The organism is Paraburkholderia youngii (assembly GCF_013366925.1).
Classification (GTDB): domain Bacteria; phylum Pseudomonadota; class Gammaproteobacteria; order Burkholderiales; family Burkholderiaceae; genus Paraburkholderia; species Paraburkholderia youngii.
In genome coordinates this window covers 4,050,012-4,066,783 of record NZ_JAALDK010000001.1, presented here as the reverse complement: position 1 = coordinate 4,066,783, position 16,772 = coordinate 4,050,012, and the positions used below count along the sequence as shown (strand labels likewise).

At 54.3% G+C, this 16,772-nt stretch carries 15 protein-coding genes; 11 read left to right on the top strand and 4 right to left on the bottom strand.

The genetic code is table 11. The annotated features are described in order from the left end of the window. Positions 1-161 precede the first annotated feature (161 nt). From G5S42_RS43835 to G5S42_RS18705, 8 genes are all read left to right on the top strand, one after another. A complete protein-coding gene (locus tag G5S42_RS43835; protein WP_217709918.1) occupies positions 162-548 on the top strand; it encodes a helix-turn-helix transcriptional regulator in 387 nt (128 codons plus the stop codon). A 10-nt stretch (positions 549-558) separates the two neighbouring features. Continuing rightward, positions 559-1,479, top strand: coding sequence for a hypothetical protein (locus tag G5S42_RS18735; protein WP_176108178.1), 921 nt, complete (start codon positions 559-561; stop codon positions 1,477-1,479). Beyond that, a complete protein-coding gene (locus tag G5S42_RS18730) occupies positions 1,476-2,636 on the top strand; it encodes a hypothetical protein (protein ID WP_176108177.1) in 1,161 nt (386 codons plus the stop codon). Before G5S42_RS18735 ends, G5S42_RS18730 begins: the two co-directional genes overlap by 4 nt. Positions 2,637-2,768: 132 nt before the next feature. Further along, the gene (locus G5S42_RS18725) at positions 2,769-3,515 is read left to right on the top strand and encodes a hypothetical protein (protein WP_176108176.1); all 747 of its coding nucleotides are present in this window, start codon (positions 2,769-2,771) and stop codon (positions 3,513-3,515) included. A 29-nt stretch (positions 3,516-3,544) separates the two neighbouring features. Continuing rightward, complete coding sequence (locus G5S42_RS18720; RefSeq protein WP_176108175.1) at positions 3,545-3,877, top strand: hypothetical protein; 333 nt, start codon at positions 3,545-3,547, stop codon at positions 3,875-3,877. Positions 3,878-3,892: 15 nt separating this feature from the next. Further along, positions 3,893-4,084, top strand: coding sequence for a hypothetical protein (locus G5S42_RS18715; RefSeq protein ID WP_176108174.1), 192 nt, complete (start codon positions 3,893-3,895; stop codon positions 4,082-4,084). A 146-nt stretch (positions 4,085-4,230) separates the two neighbouring features. After that, entirely contained in the window at positions 4,231-4,776 is a 546-nt protein-coding gene (locus tag G5S42_RS18710) for a hypothetical protein (RefSeq protein ID WP_176108173.1), read from the top strand. A gap of 456 nt (positions 4,777-5,232) precedes the next feature. After that, a complete protein-coding gene (locus G5S42_RS18705) occupies positions 5,233-6,531 on the top strand; it encodes a HEPN domain-containing protein (protein WP_176108172.1) in 1,299 nt (432 codons plus the stop codon). A gap of 335 nt (positions 6,532-6,866) precedes the next feature. Here the strand turns inward: G5S42_RS18705 and G5S42_RS18700 are convergent, their stop codons facing one another. After that, positions 6,867-7,712 carry an HNH endonuclease gene (locus G5S42_RS18700; protein ID WP_176108171.1) on the bottom strand — a complete coding sequence of 282 codons (846 nt, stop codon included), beginning with the start codon at positions 7,710-7,712 and terminating at the stop codon, positions 6,867-6,869. Then, a complete protein-coding gene (locus G5S42_RS18695; RefSeq protein WP_446686556.1) occupies positions 7,699-9,342 on the bottom strand; it encodes an AAA family ATPase in 1,644 nt (547 codons plus the stop codon). Before G5S42_RS18695 ends, G5S42_RS18700 begins: the two co-directional genes overlap by 14 nt. 683 nt (positions 9,343-10,025) lie before the next feature. Here G5S42_RS18695 and G5S42_RS18690 point away from each other — a divergent pair. From G5S42_RS18690 to G5S42_RS18680, 3 genes are all read left to right on the top strand, one after another. After that, positions 10,026-11,570 carry a TM1812 family CRISPR-associated protein gene (locus G5S42_RS18690; RefSeq protein ID WP_217709917.1) on the top strand — a complete coding sequence of 515 codons (1,545 nt, stop codon included), beginning with the start codon at positions 10,026-10,028 and terminating at the stop codon, positions 11,568-11,570. A gap of 12 nt (positions 11,571-11,582) precedes the next feature. Beyond that, positions 11,583-11,801 (top strand): hypothetical protein, encoded by a 219-nt coding sequence (locus G5S42_RS18685; RefSeq protein ID WP_176108168.1) that lies wholly within the window; start codon positions 11,583-11,585, stop codon positions 11,799-11,801. Between the two features lie 125 nt (positions 11,802-11,926). Continuing rightward, positions 11,927-13,249, top strand: a complete 1,323-nt coding sequence (locus tag G5S42_RS18680) for an IS5 family transposase (protein WP_176108167.1) — start codon at positions 11,927-11,929, stop codon at positions 13,247-13,249. Positions 13,250-13,385: 136 nt separating this feature from the next. Here G5S42_RS18680 and G5S42_RS18675 read toward each other — a convergent pair whose 3' ends face one another. Continuing rightward, complete coding sequence (locus tag G5S42_RS18675) at positions 13,386-14,438, bottom strand: 5-methylcytosine restriction system specificity protein McrC (RefSeq protein ID WP_176108166.1); 1,053 nt, start codon at positions 14,436-14,438, stop codon at positions 13,386-13,388. Continuing rightward, complete coding sequence (locus tag G5S42_RS18670) at positions 14,439-16,412, bottom strand: AAA family ATPase (protein ID WP_176108165.1); 1,974 nt, start codon at positions 16,410-16,412, stop codon at positions 14,439-14,441. Positions 16,413-16,772: the final 360 nt, after the last annotated feature.

Genomic DNA, 16,772 nt, shown 5'->3' with positions numbered 1-16,772 from the left:
TCAGGTCATGTCACGTCGATGCGCGATTACCGCGTTGAGTTGATGCTTCCGGGCTGACTTCAAGTGCCTGAATCCCTGTAAAACAGGCGCTTGCGGACGCGTCGTCAATCAGCGTTAATAGATCATAGGCAAACCAAAAATACATGAGGAATCCTATGAAAATGGATGAGAACAAGATGCTAGTCGCGCCGACGCTTCGTGTGCTGCTCGACGCAGTGTGCGAGGCACTCGACGGCACGGCCGAATCGAACCATGGTCCGCGCACCCGTCCGCTGACCGAGGCCGAAAAATCCACCGTGCGCGAAATTCTCGAACGCTATCTGACCCGTGTGCCGCCCGTTTCCACGCAGCAAGTCGGCGCGATGACGATGGAGGAATTTTGCCGCCTCTATCACCTGAACCGCGCGACCGTGTGGAAGCTGCGCCAAAAGGGTAAGGGGCCGAAAGTCCTTCAGGTTGGCCGCCGCGTGCTGATCCCATACGAAGCCGTGCGCGCGTGGGAGCAGCGCATGATGAGCGGCGGCGTGGGCGACGCTGACGCCGCATAGGGGCGACGCCGTGGCCGAATTTGACTTCAACACATGCCGGGCCGAACGTCACGCCCATCGCGGATTTATCAACAACTGGCGTCCGCATGCCACGACCGAGGACCTGATCGTCCATATCAAGGAGGTACTTTTCGAATACCGCGAACACCTTCCGCTGACGTGTCGTCAGGTTTTCTATCGCCTGGTGGCTGCGCATCGCTATCCCAAGACCAACAACGCATACAACAAGTTGTGTGCGCACCTGGCTAATGCGCGCCGCGCTCGTGTCATTCCGTTCGACGCGATCCGCGACGACGGTGTAGATCGTACGGGCGCACAGTGCTACGCGGGCACGGGACACTTTATCAAGGCTTGCCGCCATACCGCGAGTGAGGCGTTTCGCCTGGACCGTCAGGATGGCCAGGCTCAACGTTTGTATGTGTGGTGCGAAACGGGCGGCATGGTCCCCCAACTTGCGCGCGTGTGCGATCCGTTCGGGATTGATGTTGTTAGCTCGGGCGGATTCGATAGCGTCTCCGTCAAACATTCGCTTGCGCGGGAGTTTTCTGAATCCGACGTGCCCGTTCGTGTCTTGCATCTCGGCGATCACGACCCCAGCGGCGTTCACCTCTATCTGGCACTTCAGGAGGACATAACAGCGTTTTGCGAAACCTTCGGCGGCGAAGTCACGTTCGAACGTGTCGCCGTATTGCCCTCCCACGTCGATATGTTCGGCCTCGACACTGCGCCCCCCAAGTCGACCGACCGCCGCCGCTTCGAAGGCGAGACCGTGCAAGCTGAAGCGTTGCCGCCCGATACCCTCGCGGAAATTCTGGGGCAAGCCGTGAAAAGCCACCTCGACGTCTCGATCTACGACCAGATCATGGCCGAGGAAGCCACGCAGCGTATGCGACTGATCGAGATTTTCGACAGCCTGGGGAGCAAAGCATGAGCGGCGCGGCGATGAAATGGGCGATGCCCGAAAAGGGCACGCCGCCGAAGTTCACTGACATGCACCCTGAGAAAAAGTGGTTCCTAGCGTGCCTTGCATGGGAAGCCAACCGCTTCGATAACCGCATTTGCTCGGAGGAAGGCCGCGACATCACCACGCTCGCCATTGAGGCGGGCGTAAGCGTGCGAGCGGCCCGTCGGTATGTAAAGGCGTTCGTAGCCGAAGGCATCCTTCAGGCGGTCGGGCGCACCGGCTATCACAACCGCGTCACCATCTTTCTGCTGACGCTACAACGCTCCTGCGTTGCAGCAAAAGCCCCCGCGAAACGTGCCGGCGTGAGCACTATTCAAGGCCGGTCGAATGGTGCCAGCAACAGCACCATTCAAGGCGCGCGATACGCGCAAGAAGCGACGTTGAATGGTGCCAGCAATGACACTCGAAACGTGTCAGTAGTTGCGTTGAATGGTGCCAGCGGCAGCATTGTTCCGCCGCCCTCTATATATGGTTTACAAGAACTTCTACAAGAAGAGCACAACGCTCATTGGCGCGCGCCTAGTCCCGTTTCGCAAGCGAAGCCGCGACCGGATGATGACGCTCGCAACGTGACCGGTAGCGCTGCACAAAAGGCAATCGCGGCGGCGATGATCACAGTGTTCTTCGGCGAATGCGAAGCAAACGTTCGCGACGAAGTCGAAAGCGGATGCGTGCATTTCGCGCGGGAAGGGTTGAACAGCGACGACATGGGCTGGGCGATCTGCAAGGCGAAGCAGCAGGAGAAGAAGCTAGATCGCAAGCCAAGGTGGACAAGCGTGCGCAGCGTTCTCGACGGCGTGCTGAGAACACGCACGTCAGTTCTTGGCGTGGCGCAGACAACCCGCCACACCCAGGAAACGATTGATGGCGCGCACGCACTCGAAGCGATCTTTTCACGGCATATCGAAAAGCCTGCATGGACCGCAACCCGCGCGCGCTGCGACCTTGCTGACTGGCTCTGCCGGTGCGTGGCACTCCACCGGGTTGACGGAGCGATGTTCGAAGCGGCGTGCCGCGCCGCGAAGCAACAGGCGAACGGCACGCTGGCGACTTGGAGAACCGTTCGCGACGCGCTGGCTACGCAGATTGAAGCGCGCAAGCATGCCGTGATACCGCCCGGCTAGGACAAACGTTTTTTTTGACCGGCCCGCCGTGGCGGCGGGCTCTTTCATCGCGCAAGGCAACGCCACACTGCATCAATCTTCACGACAGTCGTCGTGATAACGCACTCTGACTTTTCACTGGAGACATAGGCCATGACGAAGACAGGCAAGATCGAAACTGGCGGGCTAGAGGAAGCGGCTGGACGCGTAAGCGCCGCGTGTGCCGAGCTCAAGCGGCTGCGCGCCGAATTCGCGCGTTGCACCGCAGCTGCGAGCACGGGCGCGCAGCACACGGCAGCACTGGAGCAGTTGCGCGAGCAGCGTCACGAACTGCTGGCTGAAGCATTCGCAGATGACGTCGCCGCCGATACGGGCGAAGTCGACACACGCATTGCGGAGCACGAGCGTGCACACTCCGAGGCCATCGAGGCGGCTGCGATCGCGCGCGATGCCACGGTTGTGATTCAGGCACGCATCGAGGCGCAGCATGACCTGATAGAGCCGCTGCTTGCCGATTGGCGCGAGCAAGCACAGCAGGTCCTCTTACAGGCGCTCGATGCGGCTGAGTCGGACTTTGGCCGCGCGGTCTCGGCACTTGGCGATCCCGTTGCGCGTCTCACCGCAATCGCCTCGATGTGGACGCAGATAACGGGCAAGTCTGTCCCTGCCGATGGCCGTGAAGGTTTGCTCGAAGGATTGCGCGGCATGGGGGCGCTTCGCGTGCGCTGGGACTTCTCACCGCTTAAGCGCGCAGACGTTGCGGCGCACTACGCGCCTGAAAGCTACCAGGGCGCGGGCCGGTTTGTGGTCGCATGGCTCGATCCCAGCTTGGCGGACTTCGGTGCGCGCGAACTCAAAGACCTGCGTGCACTGCTGAAAGTCGATGAAGTGCAGGTGTAAGCGTGACTTGACTTGAACAGGAGAGCAGAATGTGGACCGACGAACAATGCGAAGAAAATGGGCTTGTGCGCGCGATTGTGGCGCGCGGGCGCAGTGTACAGACTTCTGTTCCCGGCTCTGGCAAGCCGGACGCCGATAACCCGCGCCGCGTGACCGGTACCGTCTCGCGCCGATTTCGTCCCGGCGAAGTCGTATGGCTGGAGCCGGGCGAGGCGCAGCGTCTGCGTGGGCTCGGCTTCGTGCTTGACCTAACGGACGAAGGTGACGCTGCAATCGTCGCGGCAATGCTCGCACCGTCGCAGACAGATGCCCCGCGCCGCGTGACACCGGAGCCGCAGCAGACGCTGCGGTTCGACAAGTGATTCAGGAGGTAAGTCATGTCCCCGAAGTCGACACCTGTCGGACCCGCGAAGTACGGTCACTTACTGACCGCGCCGCTCGATACACGCATTGCAATGAGCGAGGGCCGTTTGGTCGGCGAGCCTTCGCCCAAAGCGCTCAATGATGCCCAAGCGCGTGAACTCGCGCGCAAGGTCATCTCGGCGGCGAAGCGTGCTGGCATCGCCTGAAGGAAATCCGGGGGCTCCCGAAAGGGATTCCCCGGAGACCCCAAAGGTAGGGCGCGGGTCCTTCCTAGCCCCTCCTGAAATGCGGGCATTGCGCGCGCGCGTTTTTCCTGTAGCCATGACTCGTGAAAACTTGTCCGCCAACCCCGATGACTGAACGCCTGAACGCCACGCAGTTCGCGGCCCGCGCGGGCTGCGACGAAAAGCAGGTAAGGCGCGCACTCGCTCGCGGCACGCTGCACCGGGACGTCGACGGGCTGCTCGACGCGGCCCAACTCGCCACACGTTGGCGCTCGCCAAACGTCCGCACGCGCGAACGTCTGCCACTCCGCGCCATGAACGACGAACTCGCGGCGGCAGCGCTCGCGAAGGAAAGCGCGCTCGCGGCGTTGCGCCGCCTTGAATTCGAGCAGCGCAGTGCGGCGGTAATCGCGGCGATCGACGTTGATCGCGTCATGCACGAGCTATGGCGCGAGGTGCAGGATTCTTGGCGAACGTGGTCCGCGTATGCTGCGCCACAACTTGCTCGCGAACTTGGCATTGGTGACGTCGAGAGGGTCGCACGTGTGCTCACGCATCACGTCGAGCGCAAACTCGATACGATGGACGAGCCGGAACCTGACTTCTTAATCGAGCCGACATCAAACCTCCGGCAAGCTTTGCCGCGACTTCGCGTGACTCGCGACCTCGCGTGACCTCTGGCAAATTTGCCGGGTTCGACTTCAGGAAGACTTATCCGAAAGTTCGCCCGGTTCAACATGTGACGATGTTTCACATGTGGCTGGACGGGACAGGTGATTGGGCCGCCAGATTCGCTGAGTCTAGGCATGGGAGCCCGCTCGATGAGGTCAATAGATCGGCCAGTTGTGAACGCGCGAGAGGTGGCCGAGTTCGGGCCATCAAGCGCCATCCGCGAATAACGCAGTTCCGCCCATCCAAATTTCTGTTGCCCATCCCGTAAGCTGTCGTTCGAATGAAGATGTCTGCCAGTGTCGAGTAAGATCGTACGATACTGTGCGTGGGTGGGGAGCGCGTGCGTTGAGGGCCTGTTCGGCGTTCTCCTCCCGGTGCCGAAGCCATTTCTACTTCGACGCGACAACGACCGAGACCTAAAATCGCGCCTTGAATCTTTTGAACTCCCGGGAACGCCAATGGACGATCAAAGCCACGACGATGCAGCGCCAGAAGACTGGCTAGCGGCGGCACTTGATGCCGCTCTGAAGGATGTCGTTGAAACACATTTCGGACAGGTGCCGCTAGCTGTAGCATTGAACTCCATTGACCCAGACATCTGGTTTCCCGCGTGTCTGAAGTTCGACACGCTCAGCAAGGAAATGGTCCCTCATGTCACAAGAGACACGCGGTTTGCAGGGACCACTAGACTCTTTATGTACACCGAAAACGGTGGCGTCCCGTGCTATCCAGATTCGGCACCGCGCGCACTATTCAATCGCGCCCACGAGGTCGACGACGTTCATGCTGCAATCGAGTGGTACAGCCGCATTCTCAAAGTGAAAGGCGCGACGGGGCGCATTTGCGAGGCGCTTTGGGGAGTAACAGTATCGAACGAGGTGCGTCTCACAGACACGATTTCGATACTTCCTATTCGTGATCTGAGGAACAGCGCCATCAAACGATTCCTTATGGGGGTCTCGCGGTCGATAGGCGATGTGCTGTTCCGGACGCCGTATGAGTCCGAATTGGCATCCTCCGTTCTGACTATTCGCTCGGACGTTGAGAAAGTTCTTTTCACTGCGGAAGAGGCTGAAAAACGTCAGGTCAATAGCGATCAATACGTCGGCAAATGCGATGAACTTGCTGATGTTGCTCGGGTTCTTACGCTGATTGGCCCAAGGGCGCTCGTTTCTGCCGGGATATGGTACGAATTCGATGACGAAGACCTGTTCGGCTACACCTCACAGATCCTCAGCAGAAGCACCCGATTCGTTGACATTCTGCCAATCACGGGACAGCGCTATCCGGTGTTAGACGCTGACGCCGCCAAAGAGGTGGTCCCACTGTTCTTTGGCCTTGACCTGCAGACACAGAAGAAAATTCGCGTCGCACTTCAGCGGCTCAATATGGCGCAACGGCGGCACAATCTTGGAGATAAAGCAATCGACCTTTCCATCTCTCTAGAGTCGCTCTTAAGCACAGACAGCAATGAGGTAAAGCACCGCGTAACAACGCGTGCCACACGATTATTAGCCGGTTTGGAAACAGACAGGGTTCGGAACCGCGATGTAATCGGCGCCATGTACGATTACCGAAGCAAGATGGTCCATCAAGGAGAAACGCCACAGCGCAGTAAGAACATCGCCGGAGTGCCTACAACACCTGCAGAAATCCTCACTTCGGCGGTGAATCTGTGCGTGGATGTCATTACGTCACTTCTTCGCGCGCAGAAGATACCTGACTGGGCCATGTTTGACATACAGGCGAACGCGTGACCTCGCTCAGGAGGGCTGCAGAGCGAGGTCCTAGTGACTCACGGTACCATCTTGGCCTGTGCTATGCGTACTGACGAGTACAACGCAATCGGCGAGCGCTGGAGAGCGATGAGATGCGGCTTTCCGCAGCGCAAAGGGCGAGTGGTGAACAAATCAAAGCGGCCGTTAGACTTTCTGTACCACGAGTGACCGCTCAGGGCCGCTATCTGAGCCGGTCGCGGCTCGGCGAACCGTATCGGGCGGTAGTCGCCCAGTAGGGGGCGCTTGCAACGAGTGGTGTGGGGTCGGCTCGCATGCGGACATGAGAAGTTCGTATGCGAGCACGTGTGGCACATTCAAGTCGGATTGGCACGCATCCATTCTAAAATTGCTGGCTCGAAAAGCAACCCTCTCAAGAAACTTGCCGTCCAATTGTTCGCCCCACCAGCCTCCATCTCGGCTTTCAACTCGTCCGCAACAGCTGCCTGAAGCAGATCCAGAGTTGCATATTTTGCGGCCTTAGATCTCCACACACCCCAGCGGTTTTTGATCCATTTTCTGAATGCCTTCTGGCTGACGCATTTTTGTAGATGGTTGCTCAGTCGTGGGAAAAACGGATCAGCCTGCGGAATGATCGGCACTAGCTTGAATGCAGGAATCGCATAGGATGTGACCCCGGCGCGAAGTAGTCCGGTGATCATTACACGGACGATTGGAGCGTTCAGTTGGGATCCTTCGAAATATGGATGAAGTAAAGAAAGAGCTACCCCGGGCGCGTTTGCAGTGTTCCCACGCTTTGTATTACAGGAAGTGCACGTTGGAATCAAGTTGAACGACAACAGTGCAAATTCTGGATAGTGCGACTCTGGAAGGTAATGCTCGATAGCTTCGTATCCAACATTCCCGCACATTGGGCAGTACGACGTATCATCGCCGTTCCTAAGTTCATAGATCCAATTCAGCGAGTATTTGTCGCCCTTCAAATACTGGTACGTGGTTCTGTAAAGTCCTAGGAGCTGTTCTTTTTGGGAGTTCGTGACCTGAGTAAGAGGAGAAATGACCGACGGACTGCCCGCATGCTTTCGGTAATCAGCGTAGCTACGCCGAATTGCATCTTTTATGGGTACCAGTTCGGGCCTCTCCGTGTCGAAAGTCGAAAGAGTTTTACTGTTCCTAGAGCGCGGGGGATCAATCTTTATCAAGATCGTCCTCCTTTTCCATTGCTGCGCGAATTTCAATCAGGAGCTCTGGGCTTAGAATAGGTTCATATTTTTCTAGAATTTCATCGGGTGAATACTCTGACTCACCAATTTCTCGTGCAATTTGTTCGTGGTATTTTTCCACCGTGGCGTCACCGAACACAGCTTGAGATATGCTATCGATACTTGCGCCTAGCGTTTTCAAGCGAACGCGGCCAATTTCAACCTGCTTGGAATTCTTTGAAACATTAAAAACATGAACGCAGTGAGTCGGCATCTCTCGAACTACGTATGCTGAATGCGTGGCAATGATTGCGATGGACTTCATTTGAGTCAGGACGTTATAGAGAAGGGAGGCAACGTCGCAGATTAAGTTGGGGTGAAGATGTGTTTCTGGTTCGTCCACCACGACCAGAGTCCCTTGATCGATACTACTTATGAGCCGCAGGGCAAACCTGAAAAACATCTTTTGCCCGCTGCTCAAATATATCTGGCGTATAGCGGAGCCATTCGCATTTTCCGTAAAAAAAGCGATCTCTGCTTCCTCGTCAACTAAGGCCGACAGTTCTAGGAGTCGTTGCTCGTTCATCTTGAGGAAATCAAGTGCCCGCACCCACTTGTTGCCGCTTTCGTCCTTCACAACTCCGTAAGTCGATTGATCTTGAGAGGCTTGGAGCGGCAGGTACAACGCGTCCATATCAACATGATTGCGCATCACTTCTCGAAGAAGTTCGAAACGGTTTCGTGTCACCCCATCTTTTGTTTTTGTGAAATTTTCCTTGTCTCGAAGCAAGTCTACAACGACGCTTCCCAAAAAAGATACCTGGTTTCGAACGTCAGTGCCAGATACCCAGCGGTCACCCATCTCTATGCCGTTGGTGTTCGTGAGATTGAAATGTTGATATTCAAATGACGTGTCGTTCCGCGTAGCTGGCGGAAACCTCATCTCGCTGTCGGATGAGAACACAATGATTCGATTGAAGATTGGCCCTGAGTAAGCGTTCGTGCTTATCGCTTCGGTAGCATCGTCCTCCGTAAAAACTCGAGTACCTTCTAACTCTTCGAAATGTCGCCCTTGAGTGAGTATCAATTCTCGCAGTAACCGTGTTTTGCCAGAGCCATTCACTCCAATCAGGCTGTGAATACGGTCTTCAAACAATCCGCTTTCCGTGAATTGAACCTTGAGATCATGAATTCCTTCGTCGTATCCGTGCAATTGACTGGTCAAATGAAACTCACTCCGAGCATCGGAGAGCGAATCGACAGCTTCTGCCTGAACGCTGCGCCAGCCACGGCGGAGCGCCCGATACGCGGTCGCGGATCTGAGCACTCCGAGCCGAAAACTAGGTCGCGCAAGAATATCGAATAGTTTCTGTTTTTGATAGCCGAAATTTCTGAGGAAAACTATATCATTCAAGGCAGTCAGGATAGCGTATCGCTCCTCCTGACTTCGCGACCATGATGTCAGTTGCTGATATTTTCCGTAATCATCAAAGAGAGTCAGAAATATAGGATTACCATTTTCATCTAGGGCAGGACTTGAACGGAATGATAATGTCTGAGGATCCGGGCATTGGCTTGATGCAATCCAAGTATTTAGTCGCTGTGCGCTTTTTTCCGTTGAAGTCGGCATTACGTACGCCGATGCGAGAAATGGATCTCGCTCGTCAGCAGGCGCGATTTCAATAAGTGCTTGAAAGTTGAACAGAAAGTCGTTCCAGTTCGGCGAACCAGTCGCCCGTATTTTTATATATGGCTTTGGAGCAGGTTCGGGGCCTTTCCCGGAAAAATAAATTGTGTATTTATTAGTGGACATTTTTTATTCGATTGATAGCTGATAAATATCCATCTAAAAGATGAATGCAAGTGACAGGCGAAGTCTCCGGATAAACGCGCAAGACATATTCTACTTGCGTCCGGTACGTTAATTTACCTCCTAATGCACTAGCTCTGGAAGCCCTTGGACGTCCAACGGCGGCTTTGCGCGAAACAGAAGACATTCGTAGACGAGCGCGAAAAGACCATGTCGGGTCGTCCTATGCGTTTTGCATGATGTGAGCCTCGGAACGATCGCCCACCAGCTGCGTGAGGTGCAGTGCGATCATGAGGCGTTGCTCGCTCGACGGTGACACGGCTGAAGTTCGACGCGTTTCGGACATTCGAGCCATTTAATGTCGGCTGCGGTCACGTGCTGATCTTCGACGTCAGGTTCCCCCTGTCAGACGGCTCCGGAGAGGTAAAGGTGGCCATGAAGTGACCCTTCCTTTGGCTATTCGATATATCCTGCGAAGCATCGATACTAACGGGGGATTCAGCATGCGCCCACCGAAGCATGTTTGGCCAGAAACAGATGGTAGTCGTGGGATTTTGATTTTTGCGCAGTTAATGCGAGAGATGTTGACCGCGACAACCTTCGAGAGCTTTCGCGTCTATTCACTCGATACCATCGCTCGTCTGCGCGAGGCACTCATATTGCTCGAAGACGTGAAACGCGGGCGAGTGCCCTCTATAGCGTTGACGCCAGTTGTCGAGGAGTTGCGATGGTCATTTAGCAAAGACACTGCAGCAAAAGAATTTGCAAGCGACGAAATCTCGTCACTTGAAAAGCTAACAAGAGATAAAAAGTCATTTTCTGTTGAAGCCTTTGAGTCACACATAAAACTTATACAAAAATTAATTAGTGATCGCTATAAAGAAAAGCTCGAAAATCTAATTCTTTCAATATTCAATGATTCAAAACAAAGAATTGAACTCAGAAAGTTGGCCGGATTTTACTGTAGCCACATCGTGAACCTCGGTTATGCCAGAAGATATATACTCGGACTGGTCGAAGAGTTTTTTTTCGAAAATGAAATACATCGAATTGGTAGAGCGACATTGGGCCGCTTCTTCCGCGAATTCGACGGCAAGAAACGTCGATTTATTGTTCACGCAGCCGTAACTCATGATTTGGGCGCATATTTGGGTGATCTTGATTATCATGTGCGAAGTATCGATAATTTGACTGAAGAACAGTCAGCCTCCCTGCTGAGCAATCCCAACCATCAAAATATTCCAGAAGCAATCGAGGTAATAACAGAACAATTTGATCCGCATGGAGCAATGAATTTTGTCTATCAAAACCTTAGTTCGCAACGAGCAATTGCGTATCTTGATCCGCGAGGCATGCATTGCGAATGGGGTGACACAATGCACGTCACTCTTTCTCGCGCTCAATCTGGCGTACGAATCACACGAGGCGATTTTCTCTTTAGCGCGCCAGCAGCCTCAACTGCACAGTCTGGAAATCGGCTAAAAAGCATTCGGAATTATGCGAAATTCATAAGTTCCAGCTTTGATAGCAGTTCCACTGAACGCCTAATTAGTTCGATCAATACAGCTGCAATTGCTCGAAATTCGGTGAATCCGGAAAATCAACTTATCTCCTTTTGGTCAGCAATCGAAGTATTGCTTAGCGACCCTCAAGACGAATCGAGGATCACGCACTACGAAAAATTGATAGTACCTTGCATCGCACTTCGCCACGCCCGACGGCAGATTATTGCCGTTTACGAGGGGTTACTTGTTTCATATCGAAGTCGGTTCAAAAAATTAATCTCCAACGCGGTAACAGAGGAAGCTGGAAATCAGGCAAAAGCGTTTGCTCGCATGATGTTTTTACCAGAGTACGAGGAGCTACGCAATTCTTTATGCAGCATGCTTGAACGGAATCCACTCGCGTTGCATCGAGTTTGGAAATTGAACAATGACTACAAAAGCCCGAAAGACGTATTTAGATCAATATCTGATCACGAAAATAGATTGCAGTGGCAAATTCATAGAATCTATCGTGCAAGGAATCAACTTGTACATTCTGGATGAATGCCGACTTATTTGGAATCTCTGATTCTTAATTTAGCCGAGTATTTCAGATCTGCAACTGCAACGATAATACGGAAAGCAAACGCTGAAAATGAACGTGCCAATATCGACCAAGTCGTGGCTGAAATTGGCATCAAATATGCCATTTATAAAGACAAATTTCAGGTGCGCGGCGGCACCCTTAGTGCAGACGACATAGATATCCTATTAGATGCACTTCGAATGAACTGAAGTAGTCGAACCTGAACAATTCGAAGCGCCTTTTGCGGCAAGAGTTTGAAGCGGAAAGTTGTTGATGCATTTGCAGGAACCTGGCATTTTATGGGTAATTTCCTGCAAATTCTGTCGAGGTCTGGATGGGTCCGAAGGCAGTGGTGAGCGAAGGCGATTTGTTCCGGCATCCTCTGCGCGAGCAGATCAACCTGAAGCATCCGCTGGTGCGTCTGACCGATCTGATCAACTGGGATGGATTGAATGCGTCGATGAGCGCGAGCTTCGTCTCACGCAAAGGTCGGCCGGCCACCTCACCGAGGTTGATTGCTGGTTTGTTGTATCTCCAGCATGCGTTCGATCTGTCGGACGAGGAAGTGGTCTGGCAATGGGTGGAAAACCCGTATTGGCAGGTCTTTACTGGCGAAACGTTTTTGCAGACCGAGCCGCCGATCGATCCGTCGAGCCTGACCCGCTGGCGCAAGCGCCTGGGTGAGGCCGGAGTTGAAGAACTGCTGGCCGAGACGATCGAAGCGGCGAAGCGCGCGGGCGTGATCAAGGCCTCAAGCGCAAAGCGCGTAATCGTTGACACGACGGTCATGCAAAAGGCGGTCGCCCATCCAACCGATTCGCGTCTGCTCGAACGGTGTCGCGAACATCTGGTGAAGGCTGCGGCACGGCACGGGTTGAAGCTGCGGCAGAACTACAACCGCGAGGCGCCGCACCTGGCGCGTCAGATTGGCCGCTACGCGCATGCGAAGCAGTACAAGCGCATGAAGAAGGCGCTGCGCACGTTGCGCTCGCGCGTTGGGCGGGTGATGCGTGATGTCGAGCGTCAGCTCGATTCAGTCGCCGACACTGGGCGCATCGCGCTGCAGGAATTGATCAGCCGCACGAGGCGGATCCTGTCTCAGAAGCAGAAGGACAAAAACAAGCTGTACGCACTGCATGCGCCAGAAGTTGAATGTTTGGCGAAAGGCAAAGCCCGCACGCCCTACGAATTCGGTGTGAAAGTGTCGATCACGACGACACACAAGGAAGGGCTTGTGGTTGGCGCCCGCTCGATGCCCGGTAACCCATACGACGGTCACACGCTGGCTGAAGCGTTGGAGCAAGCGGCGATCTTGAGCGATGTGAAGCCCGACGTCGCCATTGTGGATCGCGGTTACAAGGGTATCGCTGTCGAGGGAGTGAAGATCTACCACCCGGGATTGCGGCGCGGAATCACGAGGGGCCTGCGCGCGATGATCCAAAGGCGAAGCGCAATCGAGCCTGCCATTGGTCACATGAAGGCCGACGGCAAACTCGACCGGAACTGGCTCAAAGGCGCACTCGGCGATGCAATACACGCCGTGCTGTGCGGCGCTGGCCACAACCTGAGGATAATCCTCAGAAAGCTGAGGCTTTTTTACGCCCTTGTTCTGATTGCCTGGCTTAGCCGGTCAATCACCGTCGACTTCCAGGCTTGAGGGCAAGCGCCGACCAAAACGAATTATTCAGACCCGACGAAGTAGCGACCACCAGTCCGGGCCATCCCGCTGTACGGAACGCGCATGTGCTGACTGCATCGCCATCACCGTGCCGCGGTCACGCCTTATCAGTATTTTATCGGTCGATTAAGACCTGACTACCCGAAACTAACGCTCCTAGGTCGGACCGGATACCTTCCCATGGCTGAGCGAGGTCCAGCGTCATGACTCGGAGTTGTCGGCCCTTTATTCGATAACGTGCATCGATACGGTGCGTCGCTGCGGGATACAGCAGAATCGCTTCTGGTACGGGCCGGTTTTCCAAAGTGTTGGCGGCAGCCTGTTGCTCCAGATATGTGAGCACCTGATACAGATGTTCCGATCGTAGCGAGGACTTTTCAAAGTAGGTCTGGAAGAGCGTCTTGGTATATTTAATTTCAATAATCAGATGGCGATCCTTTCCGATCAGCGTAACGTCAGTATTCATTCTCGGAAGCAAATCTGTATCGCTCCCCGATTCGACGTCCCATTTTATGGTCGCCCGATTTACCTTGAAACCGCCAGCCTCAAGTCTGAGATAGTTGAACACAAAATTCTGGAACAGGCGCCACATCCTCTTTTCATCTCTAATGAACTCCAGGGCCCTAAAACGATTGCCACCCTGCTCGGGCACCAGGCTATGATACGCAAGATATGAGACATTGATCAAAAATCTGGATAGCGGGTCCATGCACGCATGGGCTGCGGCATTGAGAGTTGGTTCCGAGAGAGTTATAGGCGAAACACCCGACAGTTTTGGTAGTAATTTCCGTAAGCTAGCACGAAGCATCCCATCAATTGACTCGCATTGAAGCAAATTTTTTGCCGTTTGCTTAATGACTTGATTGGGGAGCACATCTTCCGACAGCTCATCGTACGAACACGCGATCAGCCCTCGCTCAAACAGCGCACGTTTGAGGGACGTTCCGTAGTCGATCCTGCCACGCAGTGTCCTGAGTTCATCATCCCGAGTGGCATACTGCTTGTGAAGACCGCGTCTAACCAGCGGCTGCAACCCGTTGATCAGCATCATCGCCAGCAGATTTTCGACGTTTTCGCCTTGTATTTTTCCCGCATCAATGACCCAATCGAAATGTAGGGCATTCCAGGCATAACAAAGCAGGTGGTACAAATTTCGAATGGGTATCATCTATTGAAGATCGTCACTGATCAGTTTCAGTTCGTCACCTGATTTGTCAAACCAATACTCATGGAGCAACGGGACAATCTCTGTTTCGATAATTTCCTGATAATAGTCGTCGTCGGTTAGATGCGGTGGGCGGGCACAGCAAAAATAACTATGGCCAATGCAAAAACCCTCACCGAGTTCTGGGTCATCTGCGATCTTGCTGTTAACGGAGTTAAGCCTGTTTACTATCTTGACGGCATATTGTTCGGACCAGCCAAGCTTTTTCAGATAGGATTTAAAGACGTCGTGATTGAATCCGGGCCTGACTGCGGAAAATGCGAATCGTCTGCGCAATGCGTAGTCGATTGTAGACAACGACCGGTCTGCAGTGTTCATCATGCCAATGATGTAAAGATTGTTCGGCACGTAAAACTTGCTTGCCGTTTCGCTTGAATACGCGAGCTGCAATGCCCATTCTGGACTACGCTTATCAGCCTCGATAAGCATTAATAACTCGCCAAAGATCTTTCCGACGTTACCGCGATTGATTTCGTCAATGAGAAACACAAACTTCTCATCAGGATTGTCTCGGGCTTTTTCGCAGAATCTGTAGAAGATACCATCTTTCAGGGCAAAGCCATTCCCATCGATCTTCGGCCTAAAGCCTTGGATGAAATCCTCATAACTGTAGGCTTGATGAAACTGTACAGTTTCGACACGATCTGGAGCTTTGACGCCGATGGTCGCGTATGCCAGTCGCTTTGCAATAAAGGTCTTGCCTACACCTGGCGGCCCTTGAAGAATCAGGTTCTTCTTTGCAAGCAAGAGTCGTGATGCCTTGACGAACTCATGGCGATCGATGAACAGATCGGCAACTGCGTCGTCAATCTCATACTGTTCGATCGGGGGCGCCTCAATCTCTTCGTGTTCCAGGTGAGCGAAACCAAACGCGTTTTGATTAAGAAGACTCGATGACTTCGACCAGGGAGGGACGGCCGAGAAGGCGTCGATGCTCAATGCTGGCTCGAGTTCCTCCACGGCCCGCACGAGTAGCCAGGTTTTGAACACTTCGCTTTGTTTTGCGCCCGCACGACGTTGGCCCCTCTGGGTACTGGGTGTGTGGTCCGGCCAAGGGCTGACGAGACCCTCCAAGCCTGCCGAACTGACATAGGTTTCGCACGTGAGGCGATGCGTAATACGCCCATAACCGGCGTTGATGTATAGGAAGAAAGGGGCGGGGAGGTCTTGACCCGCAGCCTCGGGAATTCGAAAGCTCCACCAGGATGCAAAGGCCCCAGTGGTACGAATCAATTCTTGCGCGGTAGACAGCCAGCTAAGTGTTTTCGATGTACCGATGAGACAGAGCTTGTCCGGTTCAGGCAATCCAGATTCGCTGACGATTTTTTTTTCGACGTGATCCCCCACGTCCGACGAAGAGTCGTGGTTCTGTGGGATGGGGGCGCCAACAGGCGTCGTAGGGGCGAGCAATGCCTTACCAACAAATTCATCGAGCGATCCGTATGCGGCGAGGATATTTGCAGTGTTTTCATTCCCAACGCGCGCGAAGCCGAAGAACTGTTTGGGCAGGAACGACGTCAAACTGGACAGGGCGACATCGACGGGAGTCGGTTTCGATAGAAAGAACATGTATTGCCATGTCTTCCCGTCATCCGTTTGGCCCCACAGTGCGCGTGCGAGATTGATGCTGTCCAGTTTGTGTACTACGCGAGCGACGAATCTGCACCGGCCGCCGAAGACGCACAGCATCCAGTCGCCAATCTGCAGAGATGGATAGTAGCGATCATTCATCGTTCCGGGCACCGCTCCCCATGCGTAGATGCCGTCGGTGGCCGCCAGCTCTTCTAATTTCGCGAGTTGCTCGTGCGGAACGCACTGACGAACGATTGTGATGTCTACTGGACGCGTTATCGAAACGTCCAGATGCTTGCGCGCCTCGGGATCGCCCGCGGTAAATGCAAAAATGTTCTGCGCCAATGTTTGCTCCGTCTTGTTTGCGGTGTTGCCCGTAGCATGCCACAACGTAACGGATTAGCTTGCCACTGGTAGTGGCTTAGCATCAGAGGGTGCTATTGATTCGGGCCGCCCAACAGGGCCAAGCATGCTGGATCAGCAGCAGATGACGTTAATCCGGCAAACGCAGGGACGCGAACTGTTGGCGAAGGTGAAGCCGAGTGTCGGCGGGCGCCCAGCAGAAATTGGAGAGGGTGACCGTCCTAGTTGCTCGCCGATAACGGCGGCGACCGATGTGAGCCTGTCGGCGCATCACCGGAAGACCGAGTTGTACGTCGCGGCGGTCGCGCACAGGGAATCCGACGTCGGCGCCACGCGCACGCC